Annotated in this window: 9 protein-coding genes; 2 read left to right on the plus strand and 7 right to left on the minus strand. The window is 37.3% G+C overall.

The annotated features are described in order from the left end of the window. The first annotated feature begins 6 nt into the window (after nt 1-6). Together MKS83_RS10725 and coaE are read left to right on the plus strand one after the other, a co-directional pair. Entirely contained in the window at nt 7-873 is an 867-nt protein-coding gene (locus MKS83_RS10725) for an MBL fold metallo-hydrolase (protein WP_240583154.1), read from the plus strand. A 9-nt stretch (nt 874-882) separates the two neighbouring features. Continuing rightward, nucleotides 883-1,515, plus strand: coding sequence for a dephospho-CoA kinase (gene coaE / locus MKS83_RS10730; protein ID WP_240583155.1), 633 nt, complete (start codon nt 883-885; stop codon nt 1,513-1,515). A 116-nt stretch (nt 1,516-1,631) separates the two neighbouring features. Here coaE and MKS83_RS10735 read toward each other — a convergent pair whose 3' ends face one another. The 7 genes from MKS83_RS10735 to MKS83_RS10765 all read right to left on the minus strand — a co-directional run bounded on the left by MKS83_RS10735 (nt 1,632) and on the right by MKS83_RS10765 (nt 23,186). After that, entirely contained in the window at nt 1,632-5,594 is a 3,963-nt protein-coding gene (locus tag MKS83_RS10735) for a fibronectin type III domain-containing protein (protein ID WP_240583156.1), read from the minus strand. Between the two features lie 509 nt (nt 5,595-6,103). After that, nucleotides 6,104-10,600, minus strand: coding sequence for a GEVED domain-containing protein (locus tag MKS83_RS10740; RefSeq protein WP_240583157.1), 4,497 nt, complete (start codon nt 10,598-10,600; stop codon nt 6,104-6,106). A 500-nt stretch (nt 10,601-11,100) separates the two neighbouring features. After that, complete coding sequence (locus MKS83_RS10745; RefSeq protein WP_240583158.1) at nt 11,101-15,681, minus strand: fibronectin type III domain-containing protein; 4,581 nt, start codon at nt 15,679-15,681, stop codon at nt 11,101-11,103. Between the two features lie 402 nt (nt 15,682-16,083). Next, complete coding sequence (locus MKS83_RS10750) at nt 16,084-18,807, minus strand: reprolysin-like metallopeptidase (RefSeq protein WP_240583159.1); 2,724 nt, start codon at nt 18,805-18,807, stop codon at nt 16,084-16,086. 802 nt (nt 18,808-19,609) lie between these two features. Continuing rightward, complete coding sequence (locus MKS83_RS10755) at nt 19,610-20,269, minus strand: DUF6048 family protein (RefSeq protein ID WP_240583160.1); 660 nt, start codon at nt 20,267-20,269, stop codon at nt 19,610-19,612. After that, nucleotides 20,235-20,705 carry a DUF6452 family protein gene (locus tag MKS83_RS10760; protein WP_100376814.1) on the minus strand — a complete coding sequence of 157 codons (471 nt, stop codon included), beginning with the start codon at nt 20,703-20,705 and terminating at the stop codon, nt 20,235-20,237. Before MKS83_RS10760 ends, MKS83_RS10755 begins: the two co-directional genes overlap by 35 nt. A 9-nt stretch (nt 20,706-20,714) precedes the next feature. After that, nucleotides 20,715-23,186, minus strand: a complete 2,472-nt coding sequence (locus MKS83_RS10765) for a zinc-dependent metalloprotease (protein WP_240583161.1) — start codon at nt 23,184-23,186, stop codon at nt 20,715-20,717. Nucleotides 23,187-23,191 lie beyond the last annotated feature (5 nt).

Below are 23,191 nucleotides of genomic sequence, written 5' to 3' on the forward strand. Positions count from 1 at the left end.
TATTATATGAAACTATATCCAATACAGTGTGGAAAATTTAAATTGGATGGCGGTGCCATGTTTGGAGTCGTCCCAAAGAGTTTGTGGGAAAAGACGAATCCTGCAGACGAAAAAAACCTGATCGAGCTTGGAACGCGCTCACTTCTTGTGGAAGACGGAAAGAAATTAATTTTAATTGATTGCGGTCTTGGAAATAAACAAGATGATAAATTCTTTGGACATTATTCTCTTTGGGGAGATGATAATTTAGATAAAAATTTAAAAAAATATGGTTTCGTAAGAGAAGATATCACCGATGTTTTCTTAACTCACCTTCATTTTGACCATTGTGGTGGAGCTATTGAATGGAACGATGACAGAACGGGTTACAGACCGGCTTTCAAAAACGCACAGTTCTGGACTAACGAAAACCACTGGCAATGGGCAACAGAGCCTAACGCAAGAGAAAAAGCAAGTTTTCTAAAGGAAAATATTATCCCAATGCAGGAAAGCGGACAATTAAACTTTTTACCGCTTCCAACAACCGGAAATTACGGCTTCGCACCCGATTTGAAGATGGATGTTATATTTGTTGATGGGCACACAGAGAAACAAATGCTACCTGTCATTCAATACCAGGATAAAACAATAGTTTTTGCTGCCGATTTGATTCCTACGGTAGGACATATCAATCAGGTATATGTAATGGGATATGATACAAGACCTCTTTTGACATTGGAAGAAAAAGGAAAATTCCTGAAGCAGTGTGTAGATAATGAATACCTGTTGTTCTTTGAACATGATGCACACAATGAATTAGCCAGTCTTAAAATGACTGAAAAAGGAGTAAGATTGGATGAGACGTTTAGTTTTAATGATGTTTTCGGATATTAATTTTTAAGTATGGAAGAATTACAATCAGAAACTCAGAAAGCAGAACCAGAACCGTTATCTGCCTCAAAAATAATTGGTTTAACAGGAGGAATAGGTTCCGGAAAAACTACGGTTGCAAAATTTATTGAAGAATTTGGATTTCCTGTATATTACTCGGATGACAGAGCAAAAGATATCGTAAATGACAATGATGAACTGAAAGGTAAAATCATCGAACTTTTAGGTAATGAAGCTTATGAAAATGGTGTCTATAACAGAAAGTTTGTTGCTGAAAAAGTTTTTAATAATAAAGATTTGCTTCAAAGCTTAAATGAAATTATTCATCCTGCTGTCCGGATTGATTTTGAAGAATGGGTAAAGAAGCAGACCAAATATCTGGTTTTTAAAGAGACAGCCTTATTATTTGAACTGAAACTCAACAGACAATGTTATCAGTCTGTCTTGGTAACTGCCGAAGATAATATCAGAGCCAAAAGAGTAATGGACAGAGACAACAAAACCTACCGGGAAGTAGAAGCTGTTATGGAAAAGCAGATGCCTGAAAAAGATAAAATAAAATTGGCAGATTATGTCATCTACAACAATACAAATTTGGAGGATCTAAAAGAACAAACCGAAAAAATTATTTTTAGTATTGAATAAAATACAGCTCGTTGGAATTTTCAGCGAGCTTTTTATTTCTTTTATAATAATATAAAAAAATCAGCTCTCATTTCTGAGAGCTGATTCTATTTTAAAAAGTAATCGTTGTATGATTTTTATTCCTTGATGAATTTCTTCTGTACCGAAGTTGAACCATCCTGAATATCGATCATATAAACCCCATTAATCAACGTATGAACATCTACTTTGTTGTTTAAGATAATTCCACTCGCGATTAACTGACCTGCTGCACTATAAATCTTATAGTTAGCTCTCTTGCTGATATTCTTAACATTCAATACTGTACTTACAGGGTTAGGGTAAATTAAGATATCATTCTGATTCAGTAAGTTTGTAGCCGGTTTCTTAGAGATTCTCACCGTGTAATCTTCCACTTCTCCACTGTCAAAGTTGGTACAGTTTACCGGAATTCCTCCTTTCATTAATGCTACTCTCATCACTACATACATGTAATCTACATTGCTTACAAAAGCATCTGATGGTACACTGAATGTCGTAGTTGCTGTTGCTGCAGTACTTGGATTAGATACCAAAATTCTTTCATTGATATCAAATTCTCCGTTTCTGTCGAAATCGATCCATGCCACAACACCTGCATCTGCACTTACTACTTTATCAATCGTTAACTGGTTGTTCACTGAACCTTGGATCAATTCGATCTGAGCAAGAGGATCGGTCGTATAATCGGTATATGTTGAACCTGCAGAAGCTTTTATCATCTGCGGTTTTCCATTAGGAACCACTGTCACTTTAGAGATATATTCACCTGAAGTATTCACTGCTCCCATCTGACAATAAATCACTGTTGGGGTTGTAAAGTAATATGGTAAAGTGAAGTTACCCGGAGTACCACTACAAACGTTAGCTACCTCCATTTCATACTTCGTCAGTTCCGTTAAACCGGTAAGAGTATAGATATTGTTCGACACCTGAACAGTAGTCCATCCTGGGATTCCCACTTTTCTGTATCTTAAAATATATTTACCTGTTGCATCCGGACCTACATAAGGATCCCACTGAACTTTAGCACTTGTTGGTTTTAGCTCAAGAATAGTCAATCCCGGAGGTGCAATCTCACAAGTTCTCTCCGTAGTAAATCTTGCTAAGCTTGACCATGGGTTAGGTGTTGTTGAATTAACACACATATTTCTTACCTGAACTTCATACTGTGTATATGGTGTTAAACCTGAAAGCAAATAAGTAGTAGTTGGCGGATTAGGCAAATTGATCGTAGATGACCATGTAGGATCTCCAACTTTTCTCCATTGTAACTGATAAGTTGCACTTGCTGCCAATGGTGACCAGTTCACAACTGCCGAAGTAGCTGTAATATTGGTAAAGGTTACATTCGGTGGAGTCGGATCGCATAATGTAGTAAACACATTATGTGAATATGTTCCTACGTTCACGGTATTACAAACAGCCGCCACTTCTATTTCATAATCCGTTGCCGGAGTTAATGGATAAGTTGGTGGGTTTAATGTAAATGTTTGCGTTGTTCCTGTTATAGCAGCTACATCAATCGGACCTGTTATTGGCAACCATTGACCAGAATTAACCGGACGGTATCTTACTTTGTAAGAAGCACCTCCGACATCCTGTGGCCAGGTAATCTGAACTGAATTATGTGTAATAGAAGTTGGAACTACTGTAACGACAGGAGTAGCTGTACTACAAACTCTCAATACAATATTATCAACCGCAATCGGTGGCTGTGTTCCTCCTGAAGTATCATTTCTCCATTCGAATACCAAACGCATAGTAGTACCTGCATAATTGGTAAGATTCAGGTTTGGATTGGAATAATTACTCCAAGTTCCATTTAAGTTATACTGTCCTACCTGAACTCTTCCCGGCGCTCCAGGTGTTCCGGTTGCAGCTGTAATCTGAGCTCCCGGCGTAGGCATAAAATTGGACGGCACCAACCATACTCTTAAGTAATCATAAATACTTTCACCCTGTCCTTTCCAATCAAAAGAGAAAGAAGCCAAAGTAGTTCCAGCAGGAATCTGTATATCTCTATACGCTTGTACAACACTTCCGGTACCAGTAGTATAAGCATTTGTTACCCCGTTATCATTTGTAATATAGATGGACTTTCCGATATTTCCGGTTGCAGAACCATAGAACCATTTATTGGTTTGGGTCGCATTAATCAATCCTAAATCATTCGCTGTTTCAAAATTCTGAATATAAGGAAGAGTTGCAGGTATCTGTGTCGTCATAACAGAAACCGCGTCTGACAAATCACTTTGATCTGTAGAGCTACACAATGCTTTTACCCATATATAATAGGTAGTACTTTGTGCAAGTCCCGGAATTGTATACCCTGTACTTCCACTTGGGATACCTGTAATATTAGGTGTTGCAGGTGGTGTAGTTATAGTACTGTAATATATTTGGTATCCGCCAGCAGGTGCAGTAGCAGGAGGTGTCCAAGAAATTGTAGCCGTAGAAGATGTTGAACCAACTACTGTTACTCCTATCGGTTCAATACACGTAGGAGCAACTCTCAATTTGAAGTCGTCAAGCCCCAAATACCAAGGAGCACTCGTTGCAGATACATTTGCAGCAAAATAATACGTTCCGGATGTAGCTGGAGTATAGTATACTTTATACTTGACATACCCCGGTGTATCTTGTGTAGCCGTGATAAATGTCCCTAAATTGGTAGCCCCTGTAGTAGAAGTGGCAGAATTTACCAATACATTACCAGTAAATCCTTGGTAAGAAGAGCCTTGCCCTCCTGTGTTATAATAGAATGAAAACTCATAGGCAGTACCTGCTGTTAATGCAAATCCAGGTGTCCATAACTGGCTTGGAGTAGTATTACCATACGTAATCCTCATATAATTAGGAGTAGATCTAGGTGTATTATATGTCGTAGAGCCCGTATTGGAAGAAGTCCACGCATTAGTACCTGTAACTTGTTTCCAGCAAGAAGGAACAATTCCTGAACCAATACTTGACATGGAATCAAAATTTTCAGTCCATGGTAAAGCTGTGATCGCTGCACATGGTGTTGTAAAAGATATAGACGTCCATCCACTTTGATCTGTTCCACTACATCTTGATCTTACCCATACATAATATGTTGTATTGGGAGATAAAGGTGAAAGTGTTACGGAAGTTCCTGTTGGTACTGTCTGTGATGGTACCGTTGCAGATGTTGGTGCTGTTGTAGAAGTGGTATAATAAATATCATATCCACTTCCTGGAGCCGATGAAGGAGCCGTCCAGCTAACTGATCCACTTGTAGACGTTATTGCTGATGACGTTAAATTCGTAGGTGCAAAACAGGTTGGCGGAGTCCATGTATAGGTCAATCCGGCAGTTGGCATCCCTGGTGTAGCAGCAGTCGTATTATATGCCTGAGTATTACTATTTGCAGTACCAGCAGTAGAGTTTGTGAAAAGAACTGAGCTTGAATTAGTTCTGTTATTAAAATCAGCATTGGTTGTACCTCTTAAACCAATTTGTCTGCTCCCACTAATAGATGTACTTCCTACAAGATAAGACCCGTTCTTATAAACCACAGCAATTGTATTCGTAGTTTCTCTTAATCGTATTTGAAAAGAAAAAGAATAAGCATTTGTAGTAGAAGTGGTATAAGCAGGTCTGAAGTCAGCCCATTGTACCACTATTTCTCTGTTTGGAGCTGTTCCCACAACTCCCCAGCTGATGCTACCTGTAGTACCACCAAGATTGAACACTGAATTAAGGTCTCCACCAAATGCAGAAATAGCACCAGAATAGGCTGTTGTACCGGAAATAGGTGAATATTCAGACGTTGACGGAGCCGTTGTTCCAAAAGTTAAAAAACCGTTTGTTGAAACATTTAATGATGAGTAATTAACACCATTAAATGAAAATTGAAATGGAAGGGTTACAGGATAAATATTATCATCAAGAGAATTTGAACTAGTAGCAGCAGCTATTAATGTTGCTCCCGTTATCGGGGTATAAACTCCTGAGGACTTCACAAAACTGTAAGAACTCACTTGTGCATTCACGAGAAATGCAATTACAAATGAAAAAAGTAGTAAAATCTTCTTCATATCATCAAAATATTAAATCCATTATTAGGATTTTGAGAATTATACATAAATTAAATTAGAATTAAATGGATGGTCCTAAAAATATCTTTAACGTTTAAAACCATTAGTTATTATAGAAAATAGTAAAATGTAAAAATTTTTATCATAGGCTGTATTATTTTAAATTGGTTGCAAAACTAATACTTTTATCTCACAAATACCTTACACTTATTTATTTTAAATAAATAACACAAATTCTCATTTTTTATTGGAAATAAATAAAAACAAAAAAAAAGATTTAAATTTTAAAAACAACAACCTTTAACTATCAAATATCTATTAAATCGGTCATATGGAAACAAAAAAAATAATTCTTCTCGAAAACTTCATTTTTACCTCTATCAAATTTTAATATCATCAAGCATAAAATTCATTCTTAAATATTACAACCGCTTATATATTTATAATAAAAAAATAAGCTCCCATTTCTGAGAGCTTATTCTATTTAAAAAGTAATCAATTAGTAATTCTTATTCTTTGATGAATTTCTTCTGTACCGAAGTTGAACCATCCTGAATATCGATCATATAAACTCCATTAATCAACGTATGAACATCTACTTTGTTGTTTAAGATGATTCCACTCGTGATTAGTTGACCTGCAGAACTATAAATCTTATAGTTAGCTCTCTTGCTGATATTCTTAACATTCAATACTGTACTTACAGGGTTAGGATAAATTAAGATATCATCTTGATTCAATAAACTATTTGCAGGTTTCTTAGAGATTCTTATCGAGTAATCTTCCACTTCTCCACTGTCGAAGTTAGTACAGTTTACCGGAATTCCTCCTTTCATTAAGGCAACTCTCATCACTACATACATGTAATCTACATTGCTTACAAAAGCATCGGATGGTACACTGAATGTCGTCGTTGCTGTTGCTGCAGTACTTGGATTAGATACCAAGATTCTTTCATTGATGTCAAATTCTCCGTTTCTGTCGAAATCAATCCATGCCACAACACCTGCGTCCCCACTTACTACTTTATCAATTGTTAACTGGTTATTGGTTGATCCCTGAATCAATTCAATTTGCGCAGGTACTACAGCCGTATAATCAGTATACTTCGATCCTACAGAAGTATTGACCATCTGCGGTTTTCCATTAGGAACCACTGTCACTTTAGAGATATATTCTCCTGAGGTATTCAACGCTCCCATCTGGCAATAAATTACTGTTGGAGTGGTAAAATAGTATGGTAAAGTAAAATTACCAGGAGTACCACTACAAACGTTAGCTACCTCCATTTCATACTTAGTCAGCTCCGTTAAACCGGTAAGAGTATATATATTATTCGACACCTGAACAGTAGTCCATCCTGGGATTCCCACTTTTCTGTATCTTAAAATATATTTACCTGTTGCATCCGGACCTACATAAGGATCCCACTGAACCTTAGCACTTGTTGGTTTCAATTCCAGAATTGTTAATCCTGGTGGCGGAATCTCACAAGTTCTCTCCGTAGTAAATCTTGCCAAGCTTGACCATGGGTTAGGTGTTGTTGAATTTACACATATATTTCTTACCTGTACTTCATACTGGGTATACGGTGTTAGAGTATATCCTGTTGAAGGAAGTGAGAAGCTATTCGCCGGAGGGTTTGGTAAATTAATTGGTCCAATCCATGTAGGATCTCCTACTTTTCTCCATTGCAACTGATAGGTAGCACTTGCTGCCAATGGTGACCAGTTCACAACTGCTGTAGTAGCTGTAATATTAGTAAACGTTACATTCGGTGGAGTTGGGTCACATCTTGTGGTAAACACATTATGTGAATATGTTCCTACGTTCACGGTATTACACACAGCCGCTACTTCTACTTCATAATCCGTTGCCGGAGTTAATGGATAAGTTGGCGGGTTTAACGTAAACGTCTGTGTAGTTCCCGTTACTGCAGCTATATCAATTGGACCTGCTGTTGGTAACCATTGTGTAGAACCTACCGGTCTGTATCTTACTTTATAAGAAGCTCCTCCGATATCCTGTGGCCAGGTAATCGTCGCTGAATTATGTGTAATAGAAGCCGGAGTTACTGTAACGACAGGAGTAGCTGTACTACAAACTCTCAATACAATATTGTCAACAGCTGCCGGTGGCTGAGCTCCTCCGGTACCATCATTTCTCCATTCGAATACCAAACGCATTACACTTCCTGCAAAGCTGGTTAAATTTAAATTTGCATTGGAGTAAGACTGCCAAGTCGTTCCATTTAAATTATACTGTCCTACCTGCACTCTTCCAGCACCAGTTGTAATCTGAGTTCCCGGTGTAGGCATAAAGTTGGATGGCACCAACCATACTCTTAAGTAATCATAAATACTTTCACCCTGTGCTTTCCAGTCAAAAGAGAAGGTAGCAAGGCTGGTTCCTGCCGGAATCTGTATATCTCTATAAGCCTGTACCGTACTTGCCGCAGAAGAAATTGTATAAGCATTTGTTACTCCATTATCATTAGAAATATAGATGGATTTTCCAGTATTTCCGGTTGCAGAGCCATAGAACCATTTATTAGCTTGTGTTCCGTTCAATAATCCTAAATCATTTGCAGCTTCAAAACTCTGAATATAAGGAAGCTGAGCCGGAATCTGCGTAGTCATAAAGTTTGGCCCCTGAGCTACATAACTGTTATCTGTAGGGGAGCAAATAGCTTTTACCCACCAGTAATAGGTTGTGTTCGGAGCTAAAGTCGGTGCAAGGTTCACTGATGTTGCCGTTGTTGTCCCTGTAGGGGTTGCCGGCTGCGTTGGAGTTGTAGAAACATAATATGCATATCCGTTTGCCGGTGGCGTTGCTGGAGTTGCCCAGCTTATAATTGCCCCATTACCCGTTAAACCGCTTACTGCTAAACCTGTTGGTGGTAAACATGTTGGTGGCGCAACTACAGCCAAGGTAAAGTCTACATAATTTCCGTATGGTGCAGGTCCACAAGGAGTAACTGCTCCAATAAAAGATGAAGAAGCTCTTACCCTATAATTTCCTAACGCTTGTGCTGCAGGAATATTAATTGTTGCAGTTCCTGTAGACGCATAAGAAGTTGTTGCCAGGATAGTTTCTCCCGGATCATTAAAGTCCATGTCATTATTCCAGTCAATCCAAACATAATAGTAATATGTAGAACCACCAGAAGTCGCCAAGTTCATCACAACACTATTTCCCGGAGAACTAAGGAAAGACATATTAGAATTAACATAAGCCGTATAAGATGATGCCGTATATCCAAGGTTTGTCCATCCTCCTGTAGTCGTAATATTGTTTAAATAGTATGTTGTTGAACTACTTCCTCCTGTTGGAGCACAATAATTAGTAAATACAGTAATTGGTCCAGACCAAGGGCTTGCATCTGTAGAACTACATCTTGCTCGTACCCATATATAATAAGTGGTATTAATTGTTAAACCAGGAATTGTAGCAGTTGTACCTGTTACTCCTGTAATCTGAGGAGTAGTTGCTGCTCCCGGTGCAATACCTGTTGTATTATAATAAATTTCATAACCTAGAGGATTCGTTGTAGAAGCCGTCCAGCTTATTGATGCAGAAGACGTCGTAGCAGAAGTAAGAGTTAATGCTGATGGCGGCATACAAGTAGGAGGAGCTCCAACCGCTATAGTATAATCTACATAATTACCATATGATGCGGTACCACAAGACGTAATTGCTCCACTGTATGATACAGCAAATCTCACTCTGTAATTCCCATAAGGCTGTGCTGCCGGAACGTTAATGTTGGTCGATCCTGTAGCAGCATAAGAAGTTGTTGCCAGAATCGTTTCTCCCGCATCATTAAAATCCATGTCATTATTCCAGTCTACCCATGTATAATAATAATAAGTACCAGATCCTGCCGCCGCTAAGCTAACATTAATTATACTTCCCGGTGAAGTTGTAATTGTATTTGTTGAATTATTAACATAAGCTGTATAGGATGATGCCGTATAATTCAAATTGGTCCATCCTCCTGTTGTCAAGATTTTATTCAGATAATAAGAGCTGGAACTCGTTCCTCCTGTCGGCACACAATACCCTGTATAGAAAGAAACAGGTCCTACCCAAATACTTTGCTGTGTAGAACTACACTTAGCTCTTGCCCATACATAATAAGTCGTGTTGGCCGTTAATCCTGAAATAGTAGCAGATGTAGTAGTACTTTGTACAGAATTGGTGGCATTGAGTACTGTTGAAGAAGTAGGAGCAACTCCTGTCGTGTTATAATATACATCATAGCCGTTGGCTGGTACAGGAGTAGGAGCTGTCCAGTTAATCTGTCCACTATTTGAAGTAATAACTCCCGTAGCTAACTGATTTGGAAACATACATCCAGAAGGCGCTTCACTCACAAGCTGTAACCTTGGAATAGATGCCGTTCTGCTATTTGCAGTTGGCGGCGAAGCCGGATCTGCATTTACAGTATCACTATAATGATATATTCCCGTATTCGTTCCCGATGTATACGCTCCCCAAGTAGCCGTACATGAATAGCCAGGTGCATTTTCATCAACTGCAATTACCAGGTTGCTCGTCCCATCCCACACAAATGGTGTGGTAAGAGAAAGCTCTACCCAATTTCCCGCTGTCATCGTTCCTAATGTTCCAGAATAAACCTGTGACATTTGGGATAAAGGCACCCAGTCGGTTGTAGAAGAAAAAGTCGTTTTTGTTGTATTTCCAATATACACCGTCCACTGGTTATAGTTGGATTGGGTTGCTGCCGTAGCTGACACGTAAAACCTTACTTTGGTAATTACCGTATTGGTAGTCCCGATAGCTGTAGTAAGCTCAGCAGCTGTATACAATTGTTGTGAATAACTGTATCCATAACAAGAGTAAACAGGAAGGTAGCTTGATGTAGCAGTACCTGTACCTATTGATCCTGTCTGTCCTTTCGCAAACAGTCCGAACAGCATACAGAATAATACAATCAACTCCCTAAAGAATTTTTTGTTTTTACAATGTAAAAATACGCTCATAGTTTTTAAAATTTAATGAATGATAATCGTCGAAAGACAAGTTATTTTTTTTTCGATTATATACTCAGTGTCCTGAATATATTTTATTGCAGTCTCAACTGCATTAAAGAGAGAATAAAGTTTATTTCATATTACAACATTTTTAATAATTACACAAATCTAATCATATTTTAATTAAAAATATCATTAATAATTACTTATTTCAATCAAATACTAACAAAATCTTTCAATTATGATTATAGATATCTGAAAAATACACAAACGTGTGAATTTTCCAACATTGATTTTCCCAGTAAATAAAGGTGTTTAGCGAAATCATCATTTGAAAAAAGAACGATCCTAACCAATAAGTTATCGATTCAACACCGAATAGGAAATATTCAAATTATTTCTTCAACACATTCTATTTTTTAATCAAAACTCAATAAATAGCAACAAAAAAAATCAGCTCTCATTTCTGAGAGCTGATTCTATTTAAAAAGTAACCGTTGTCATGATTCTTATTCCTTGATGAATTTCTTCTGTACCGAAGTTGAGCCATCCTGAATATCGATCACATACATTCCGTTGATTAACGTATGAACATCTACTTTGTTGTTTAAGATAATTCCACTTGAAATCAACTGGCCTGCTGCACTATAAATCTTATAGTTAGCTCTCTTACTGATATTCTTAACATTCAATACTGTACTTACAGGGTTAGGATAGATTAAGATATCATTCTGATTCAGTAAGTTAGCAGTCGGTTTCTTAGAGATTCTCACCGTGTAATCTTCCACTTCTCCATTGTCAAAGTTGCTACAGTTTACCGGAATTCCTCCCTTCATTAACGCAACTCTCATTACTACATACATATAGTCTGCATTGCTTACAAAAGCATCGGACGGTACACTGAATGTCGTAGTTGCTGTTGCTGCAGTACTTGGATTAGATACCAAAATTCTTTCATTGATGTCAAATTCTCCGTTTCTGTCGAAATCGATCCATGCTACAACGCCTGCATCTGCGCTTACCACTTTATCAATTGTTAACTGGTTATTGGTTGATCCCTGAATCAATTCAATTTGAGCAGGTACTACAGCCGTATAATCAGTGTATGTTGATCCTGCAGAAGTATTAACCATTTGTGGTTTTCCATTAGGAGTTACTGTTACTTTGGAAATATAGTCTCCTACAGAATTCAACGCTCCCATCTGGCAATAGATTACAGTTGGAGTCGTAAAGTAGTATGGCAAGGTATAATTACCTGGTGTACCGCTACAAACATTAGCTACCTCCATTTCATACTTAGTCAGTTCCGTTAAATCGGTAAGGGTATAGATATTGTTCGACACCTGAACAGTAGTCCATCCCGGAATTCCTATTTTTCTGTATTTTAAAATATATTTACCCGTCGCATCCGGACCTACATAAGGATCCCACTGAACTTTAGCACTTGTTGGTTTTAGCTCAAGAATTGTTAATCCCGGAGGTGCAATATCACAAGTTCTCTCCGTAGTAAATCTTGCCAAACTTGACCACGGGTTAGGTGTTGTTGAATTGACACATGTATTTCTTACCTGAACTTCATACTGTGTATACGGTGTTAGAGTATATCCTGTTGAAGGAAGTGAGAAGCTATTCGCCGGAGGGTTTGGTAAATTAATTGGGCCAATCCACGTAGGATCTCCAACTTTTCTCCATTGCAGCTGATAGGTAGCACTTGCCGCCAATGGTGACCAGTTCACAACTGCCGTAGTAGCTGTAATATTAGTAAATGTTACATTTGGCGGAGTCGGATCACATAATGTAGTAAATTCATTGTGGGAATATGTTCCTACGTTCACGGTATTACAAACTGCTGCTACTTCTACTTCATATAATGTTGCAGGTAATAATCCTGTAAGAGGAAAAGGTGGCTGGTTAGGCGCATTTACTGCTGGCACATCAATAGGACCTGCTGTTGGCAGCCATTGTGTAGAACCAACCGGTCTGTATCTTACTTTATAAGAAGCTCCTCCGATATCCTGCGGCCAGGTAATTGTCGCTGAATTATGTGTAATAGAAGTTGGAACTACTGTAACGACAGGTGTAGCTGTACTACAAACTCTCAATACAATATTGTCAACAGCTGCCGGTGGCGGTGTTCCTCCAGAGCTATCATTGGTCCATTCGAATACCAAACGCATTATACCACCTGCATAGTTTGTCAAATTTAAACTCGCATTGGAGTAAGACTGCCAAGTCGTTCCATTTAAATTATACTGTCCTACCTGAACTCTTCCCGGCGATCCAGGTGTTCCGGTTGCAGTCGTAATCTGAGTTCCCGGTGTAGGTAAAAAGGTAGCCGGTACCAGCCATACTTTTAAATAATCATAAGAACTCTCTCCATCTGCTTTCCAGTCAAAAGAGAAAGTAGCAAGGCTGGTTCCTGCCGGAATTTCTATATCTCTGTAGGCATGTACAATACTTGTTAAATTATCAGCATATGAGTTCGTAACTCCATTATCATTTGTAATATAGATGGACTTTCCGGTATTTCCGGTTGCAGAACCATGGAACCATATATTAGGTTGTCCTCCATTTAACAATCCGAAATCATTGCTTCCAGAAAAATCCTGGATATAAGGAATTTGCGCCGGAATTTGTGTCGTCATAAAACTTGGTCCCGGAATCCAAATACTGGAGTCGGTAGTAGAGCAAACTGCTTTTACCCACCAGTAATACGTTGTGTTCGGAGCTAAAGTAGGAGTCAAATTCACAGAAGTCGCTGAGGTAGGTATTCCAACCGTACTTGCACCAGGAGGCGTATTTGAAGCCGAAACATAGTATATATATCCACCAACAGGCGCAGGCGTTGGCGCTGTCCAGCCGATTGTTGCTCCATTCGAAACAATTCCTGTTACATTCAAAGTTGTCGGAACCTTACAAGTAGGGATCAATAAATTTATATTATCTATTGCACCTGCTGGCGAATTACCACCATACGAATCATTTTTCCATTCGAATACCAAACGCATAACACCTCCTGCATAACCTGATAAATCCACATTAGTATTCACAAAGCTCTGCCAAGTTCCCTGTTGATTTAGCTGGCCTAGTAAAACTCTATTCGCTCCTGCAGTAATTGCATTTCCTGCAGCTGGCATGTATGATGAAGGAACTATCCATACACTGATATAATCGTATAAATATGGCGTTGTCCCTTCTCCCATAGCTCTCCAATCAAAAGTAAGAATAGCAGGTGAAGCGGCTGTTGTTCCTGCAGGTATGGCAAAATCTCTATAAGCATGAACCACACTCGTAGAATAAGCATCATAAGCATTTGTAGCCCCATTATCATTAGAGATAAATATTGAATTTGCCGGATTACCTGCTGCCGAGCCATAATACCATTTATTTGTCTGAGATCCATTTATAATTCCAAAATCATTACTGGTAAAAGGCTGAGAATAAGGTAGTGTAGCTGGAATTTGTGTTGTCGTAAATGTAGGTCCCTGAATCCAGATACTGGAGTCTGTTGTAGAGCAAACTGCTCTTACCCACCAATAATAGGTAGTGTTTGGAGCCAAAGTACTTGGCAAACTAAATGAAGTACCGGTTACAGGTCCCGTTGCAGCAGTAGGCGGTGTGTTTGTTGTAGAAATATAATATTCATACCCATTTGCAGGAACAGGATTTGGTGCTGTCCAGCTTATGGTAGCTGTATTTGAAGAAATTCCACTCACGGTCATTCCTGTAGGCTCTACACAAGTAGGAGTAGGCATTACATTAAAATCATCAAATCCTAAATAATACGGATCCCAGGTAGCAGCATAAGCTTTAATTCCGAAATTATACTCCCCTGTTGTAGCTGGTACAAATGTTACTTTAACTTTTGTGTAGTTTGTACTATTTGAGCCCCCATTTGTTGTTTGGGAAGACGTAACAAAAGTAGTCAAATTGGTAGCTCCTGTAGAAGACTGTAAAGTATTCACCAATACATCTCCTTCCCAACCAGAATATCCATCCCCTACCCAATAGAAGGAGAAATCATAAGACTGATTTGCCGTTAAGTGAAAGCTAGGTGTCCATAAATAAGATGCTGTTGTAGGATAATAAACAGTTACATAATTAGGAGTAGATTTTGGATCATTATAATCTTGAGCAGAAGCATCCTGAGTCGTAAATAAATTAGAGCCTCCATTAGTTGCCCAACAATTTGGTAACACAGCTGTTCCAATGCTTGTCATTGAGTCAAAATTTTCAGACCAAGGAAAAGTAGAAATTGAAACACATGGTGTTGTGAATGGTAAAGCCATAGGGATCCAATAACTCTGATCAGTAGCACTGCATTTTGCTCTTACCCATACATAATAAGTTGTGATTGGTGACAAGCCTGAAATCGTAGCCGAAGTTGCAGTACTTGGTACGGAATTACTTGCATTAAGCACCGTACTTGAAGTTGGAGGAATTCCTGTAGTATTATAATAAACATCATACCCGTTTGCCGGAGCCGGTGTAGGTGCTGTCCATGATATAGCAGCGGTAGCCGCAGTAACAGTTCCTAATGTTATTGCTGATGGTGCGGCACAAGTTGGGGGTGCAGATTGCGAAATTGATACATTATCAAAATAATAATAAACATCTGAATTAAGATCAGAAGTAACATTAAATCGAACATATAAATTCCCTGCCGAAGGTACAAAAGTAATCGTTTTTGTCGCACATGTATTAGCCGATATATGGTTGGCAGAATTAATCGTATAAGCTGTAGTCCAGGGCCCTGAAGTGTTTGTAGCATATTCTACTTTTATAGTCCCTATGTTAGCAGCTGGCGTAGCAGTAGTTCCCGCATAATAATCGGTTACTTTGTAATCAAAAGACATGGTGACCTGTCCGGTATTATTTCCTGTGAGATTGGGGGAAGTAAACTCACCTGTGTTTCCATAATACCTTTCGCCTCTAATGGTTCCACCACTGGTTCCGCATATCTGGTTGGCAGCAGTCTCATTGGAAAAAACAGACCCGCTTGTGGTCCAGTTATTAAGTCCCAAGGCCGTCCAATTCTGGGTGTAGGCGACCTGGGCCATCAAAAATGAGCCAAAAAGTAATTGGCACATGAGTAAAAGTTTTTTCATAGTATGATAAATAAGTGTTAGATGATTTTAATTGCCAAAAGTCTATGGTAGATTTCAAAGCATTGATTATCTCGCAAAAATTGGCTAAAGAACTCTATTAAAGCCCCGAATCAGACGTTTTTCATTCGAATTCAGGACTAATTAAGTTTCAAGAATATTGGGAGGGATTGATTTTCATAATATTTCACTTGTTTTGGTATTATTTATGCAAATCTAATCATTTTTTATAATCCTCCTATTAAATCTTTATTTTTTTAATCAAATTCATTAAAAAAACCAATGACAATCATTCATTATACATCATAAACATTAAATAAGTAATGGTATAAAAATAAAAAGCCCCATGTAAACATGAGGCTTTGGAAACTATAAAAGATTGACTATTTATTTTTTAATAAACTTAGATTTAAACAAATCATTTCCTTTATCTTCAATAGAAATGACGTAAGCTCCTTTTATCAATGCAGAAACATTAATTTTTCCACCATTAATATTTCCGTTGCTTACTAATTGTCCAGCAGCATTATAAATTTTATAAGTTGCTTTATCAGAAACTTTAGTTACATTTAAGAAATCTGTTGCTGGGTTTGGATAGATTTGAATACCATTATTAGGATTCTCCAAGTCTCTTGTTCCTAAATTACTTTGTACTACAACATTATAGTCTTCTGCCTCTCCATATGAATAAGTACCACAACCAGCATATGTTGAACCTAAAGAAAGTCCTATTTGAGAAGCCCCCGTATTTGGATTAGTGGCACCAGCATAATACAATATTACTCTCATTCTTAATGGTTGATTAGTAACTGCTGTAGCTGGTACAGTAAATGTTCCTGTGATTGGTCCTGTCGGAAGATTTACTGGATAGTTCTGTACTCTTTCCGAACTTTCAAAGACACCATTGTTATTAAAATCAATAAAGGTAAGTACTGTATCATAATCAGCACTAGCTACATTAATAGATAATGTATAAGAAGTATTAGGCAATAAAGTTGCCTGAAGAGCAGTATTAGTAGTATAATTTGTATAATGAGACGGACCAGATGTATTGGTCATTAATACAGTACCATTATTTGACAAACTTACATTAGAAATATATTCATATTGTCCATTATTACTTGCATAAATATCACAATATGCTGTAGCAAGTGTTGTAAAAATAACACTTGTTGAGAATGGACCTTGCGTGCCACAAACAGCTGCTACCTGAACTTCATAAGCAGTATTAGCTGCAAGAGTTGAAATAGCTACAGTATTTGTTGTTGAAGTAGTCTGTTGCCATGTTGTATCAGTTGTTTTTTTATACTGAATAACATATGAAGTAGCTCCTACTGTCGGCGACCAGTTCACTGTTCCTCCTGATGCTGTAATATTATTAACATACACCCCCGTAACTACGCTACCACAAGTTGCTTGAGTAGTAACCATTACTTTTTTCAATGCATAGAAAACATTACCTATAGATGAAACTCTAATGGCAATCATTTGACCGTTCAACGAAGTAGGTAAACTAACTGCTTCCGAACCATCGTTTGCAGTAGTTGCCGCAAGGACTGTCCAAGTTGCTCCATTATCTGTTGAATAATCTAATTTAACATTTGGTGAATTATATGCACCTGAAGATGTATTAGCTACATCCCATGTTAAAGTATTAGCTACGTTCGTATATAAGAATCCTGAAGAAGTAATCTTAAATGGACCATCAGCTCCAACCGTAATGGTTTGTTCAGCATATTGTGTTTGTTGCTGAAATGCATTAGCATTATTATCTCTAGCTGTAATAGAAAATTTAGAACTTCTTGCAACTTGGGATGTAGATTCCCATGTATTTAAAGAATTATCTAAAACTCCAGCTAATACAGAAGACAATTTTGGGAAATATCTTGTAGGACTTGTTGTAGGCGTGAACGACCTAAATGACGCACCATAAGTAGTCGTTCCTAAATTTGTTTTATTAATTGTTTGAGCAGATGTAGATCCACTATCAACTTCTTCCCAAGTATAAGTCATTGGATCATTTTCTGGATCTGTAACTGAAGCTGTAAGTACAAATGCTGTTCCTTTAGGAATCGTATAAGTTGGAAGAGCAGCAATTACTGGAGGATTATTTGTAAAAGCAGTTTCAACATCACAAGTCTTAGCAATTAAATTAGCCTGAACCTGCTTTATGCTTGCAATATGGAAATAAGCATCAGAGTGAGCCTGAACATCAGTCGTTGCTCCTGTAATACCAGCATACCCCATAATCGTAGAACCAGAACCAGGTTCAACATTCACTCCATAGCCTTCAATAGCATGAGAGAAAGTATGATTTGCACCTAGTTGATGTCCCATCTCATGAGCAACATAATCAATATCAAAATTATCACCTTGAGAGATACCATCTGCAGGCGATGTAAATCCTGAACCTTTTTGTAATGATGTACTTGTAGCTGGATTAATACATACACAACCTATACAACCAGCATTGCCACCACCTCCTGTCGCTCCAAATAAGTGACCAATATCATAGTTTCCATTACCTACATTGGCTGTAAGAGTTTGCTGAAGCTGCAAGTTCCAATCAGGACTACCTCCACTTGTAGCATCAGAATATGGGTCCGTCGTTCCATCTAAATATATAATACCTGGGTAATTTTGAAGATTCAGATGTAATGCAAAATCTTTTTCAAAAACTCCATTTACTCTTGTCAGTGTAGCATTCATCGCTGCTAATGCTCCTGCAACCGTCCCACCGTGAAAAGCCGTATATTCACCAGTAACAGACAATGCCAACCTCATGGTTCTGTATTTCTTATCTGACATTTTTGAAAAGTCTGTCGGCTGATTAGTAAATGAACTACCTAATTTCGACATTTCTTCAATTTGCTGGGCAGCAGCAATTCCTTCCTCTGTACTACATACAAAACTTTTTCCTCCGGTTGGTTTAGATTTTGGATGAACTCTATACGTTGTTTTATCTGATAATAAGGGTTCAATAAACTCATAATTTCCACCACTGATTATCATTGACTGAAAATCATTTGGAGCCACTGAAAATCTTAAAAATTTGGAAGGATCATCTATTCCTACCCCTACATAAGAACCTAAATCATATTGATCGGCCAACTCTTTTACAACAACAGGAAAACTATAAACGGCAAACCGTTCAATTTTACCTCTTAAGGTAGGTAAAGAAATTTCAACAGCTTGAGCATTAGGTCCGGTTTCTTGAGCCTTTTTCAATTGATTTTTAATCTGGTTGATATCAAGCTTATATTCTATTTCAGATGGATCAACTATTGACCCTCTTTTTTTAGCAATAGGAGTCCATTGCCCAAAGGCAAAACCTCCTATCGTACTTAAAAATAAAGCAGTAATAAGTTTTTTCATATAAACAAATCTTAATAATTATTCTAGCCCTCAAATATAATGCTTTATAAGCATTCGCAGTAAAAAAAACAAATAATTATGTTAATTTAACAATAATTATATTTAAAAAGCCTCAAGCAATATGCTTGAGACTCCATATAATAATAAGATTTCCTTACTTTTTAACAAACTTAAACTTTCAGAGATCATGTAAGTTCCTTTTAGTAATCCACTTACTCTTAACTGGTATTTTTACTACCATCGATTTTTATCAATTATCAAGCTGCATTATGAATTTCATATTTAACCTTTTTTGACTTTTAGTAATATTTAGGACATCCGTTGCAGGATTTGGATAAACAGCAAATGTTTCTTTTTTCACTTCTCTTGTTGAAAAGGTAACTAGCTTGGACTACCTTAAATGATTTTGTCTGTGAATATTCATAATCTTCTCCAGCCGCAACGAGAATACCAGTAGCATTTTTTATTTTCCAATACCTTTCTTCTAGATAAATCTCGTGCTCATAAATATCAATAAATTGTGAAGGTATAACAACCCCTAAAACTTATACGCAATATTCCAGGCAAATCCCATTGTAAACTTTCCTGAGCTTCTTCCAAAACCGGGGACAATCATTGGCTGTATATCATCCTGTTTTGTAGTGTATACTAAGTATTTAGGTTGCAAATTTACATCTATATAAAAATTAGATTCGAATAACTGAACCCTTCCTCCTAAAGAACCTTCAATCCAGTAGGAAGATTGAGTAGAGGAAGGAAATGCTACTGAAGCACTACTACCTCCATATCCACGTACCGGAATAGCCATATATTCCTGTTTGTAAAACGCTCCGGCTAATTTTCCTCCACCATAAAAACCATTAAATTCATTTTCAGGATCTCTTGCCAGCATATAAAAGCTTCCCAGCCGAAGAAAAACACCATTTACTTTAGCATCGTATCCATTTTTTTGATAAACGTTGGATTCAAAGCCTGCATCTATTACTCCATGGACTTTTTCTTTAATTCTTGAGGATATAAAACCCTGATATAGTTTTCTATCCGAAAAAAAAGAGGCACCTGTATTCAGCAGATCAAAACCTACCATAAAATTAGGCTTATAGTGCCATTCTTTTTTCTGATCTTCTTTCTTTTCCTGAGCAAAAGCTACAAAATATGAAAGACTAAAAATTAAGATATAAATTAGTTTTTTCCTCATTTTCAATAAAATTTTGCCCGGTTTCCACACCTAAAACAGTTGTTGGTAATAATAGTTCCGACTTCAGATTTTCGTAGTTCTTTTTCATTCCGCATCCCGGTGAAACATAAATAGCTTTGGTGGTATAACTTACCCTAACTTTAGATGAATCTGCAGTAGTGGTAGTTTTAACAAACAAATCCGTGTAAGGGGAATCATCTACACGCAACGGAACAAAAACTGAGTCTACGTTTTTTTGCCAGCCAAAATCTACAATATTGGAACCATAGTTTACAAACACTTTAATAGAATCTAAAGTAGTTTGTTTTCCTGCTTTTTTAAACTTGATTTTCATTCTCGGGGTACCTTCTCCGCTCTCGCAGATATCATCATCTCCTCCACAGGAAGTAAGCATTCCGAGACTACATAATAATATAATAATGCTAATATATTTCATACTTCTACTTTACTTTGGATCTAAAGCTTTTTCAATTCTGAAAACAAGGTCTTCATAGTGATATGTATTTACCGTATTAGAATCTGCTCTTCCGGAAAGATCTTTTTTAATCATTACTAAATTTCCTCTTGCAATAGCCGAAACATCAGATCTGTCAGAGTTTTTCACGTCAATAATCTTAATTAAATTATCAACATAATTTCTCTGAAGATTTCTTCCGTACACATCCGGATTTTCTTTTTTAATGATTGAAGCATTAAGATCTGAAAATAATTCAACCGTTGTATAGGTATTCGGATCTATCGCTTCCATCTGATACATATTATTTAAAACCATTGGGCTCAAAATTCTTGCAAGAACGCCATTCTGGATATCTTCAACTGTTTTTACCGGAGTTTTTCCTGTTTTCTCAAAAATTTCTTTTTTCAGCAGCCATTGCGGTGTTGTGAAAATATTTTCCTCTAAAAACTTCATAGCTTCCTTCTGGTCTTTTTTAGCAACCACTTCATATACCACTCCCGACTGTTCTGCGGTTTTAGGAGTTTCCATCTGTCCACCGATATATTTTGAAACATGACCTGCATATCTTCTGAACTGTGTGGTTACCTGATCATACATCATTCCAAGGTTATCATAATCTTCATTCGGAGTTTTGGTCCACTTTTCAAGATTATCAATAATTCTTTTTAAATTTTTAATTCCGTAAGCACTTGCAATCATTGCATTATCTCCTACCTGCTCACTTTGAGATCTCGGATCAAAAGGATTGGTTTCTGTTCCGAACCAAAGCCTTTCGTTTTTAAGATTTTTGATTACCCAGTTATTTAAATATTCCTTTTCCAGATCAGGAGTATTATATTGATAGAATCTTCTATATCCCCACTCAATAGCCCAATTATCATAATCCCCAATTCTCGGCATAATTCCGGATTCTCCGATATTATCTTCCGGCTGAGCTACATAATTAAATCGTGCATAATCCATAATTGAAGGGGTATGACCATTTTTTTCAAGCCATTTTTTATCTCTCAATTTTTCAACAGGCACGGTAGAACTCGATCCGAAATTATGTCTTAATCCTAATGTATGCCCCACTTCATGAGACGAAACAAAACGGATAAGCTCGCCCATTAGTTTATCATCAAATTCAATTTTTCTGGCTCTTTCATCATTCGGTGAAGCCTGAACAAAATACCAGTTTCTCAACAGCATCATTACATTATGATACCAGTTGATATGACTTTCCATAATTTCTCCTGTTCTCGGGTCTGAAATTGAAGGTCCTGAAGCATTAGGCACATCTGAAGGTTTATAAACAATTGCTGAAAACCTTGCATCTTCAAGACTCCATTCCGGATCAACTTTCGGGTCCGGAACTTTAGCATAAATTGCATTTTTGAAACCTGCTTTTTCAAAAGCTTTCTGCCAATCATTTACTCCCTGAATCAGATAAGGAACCCATTTTTTAGGGGTTGCAGGATCAATATAGAATACAATAGGTTTTGCAGGCTCTACAAGCTCTCCTTTTTTATATTTTTCCAAATCCTGAGGTTTAGGCTCCAACCTCCATCTTTTAACCAGAGAAACTCTTTTTACACCTTGGGGATCAAGATCAAAATCTGTATATCCCACGGCAAAATATCCTACTCTTGGGTCAAAGTACCTTGCCTGCATTTTATTTTCCGGCAAAAGAACAAACGAAGAATTGATTTCCACAGTATAGTTTCCACTCACTTTTGGAAGATTGGCAGCAGGAATTCCTGGTATTGGTCTTCCTAACGTACGAGCAAAAGTTTTGGTGGTATTGATCTCAAGATTGGTTGGATAGGATTTTACAAAATTTACAAAAGACATATCCTTCTGAAATGTCCCTACTCTGAAATCGTCTTTAGAATTCGCAGAGAAAGAAACCATCTCATTATCCGAATTTAAAAGATCTGTTACTTCAATTACGGAAGATTTTTTATTATTCCCGTATGTTTTTACATCAAAAGATTTAATAATAGATTGTACATTATTTCTGATCACAGAATTGTACATATCTGATGTAGAATCTTTTGCATAATCAACAAAAGAAATCGATCTTAAAAGTATTTTATCTTTGGGTCCTTTTTCAAAAGCTACTACCTGCTGCCCAATCTGATCTCCTGCATAACCGGCACTACCAGAACGCATTCCTGCCGCTGCTTTTGTAAGCCTTGTTACCAACAGAAATTCCTTTTTTAATATAGTATCAGGAATTTCAAAATAATACTTATCATCAATTTTATGAACAGTGATTACCCCTTGGTCGGAAATTGCTTTATCGGTGATAATTTCTTTATAAGACTTCATAGAAGACTTTTTCTTATCATCCTTTTTCACTTTGGCAGTATCTATTTTTACTGCTGTAGAATCTTTTTCCTGACCTTTCAATTCGTACTGGCCAAACATCAAGGTAACTAAGATAAAGGCAGCACTGAGGTTTTTCACTTTTTTCATTTAAA

Origin of the sequence: Chryseobacterium sp. Y16C, from assembly GCF_022488405.1 — a bacterium.
Classification (GTDB): domain Bacteria; phylum Bacteroidota; class Bacteroidia; order Flavobacteriales; family Weeksellaceae; genus Chryseobacterium; species Chryseobacterium geocarposphaerae.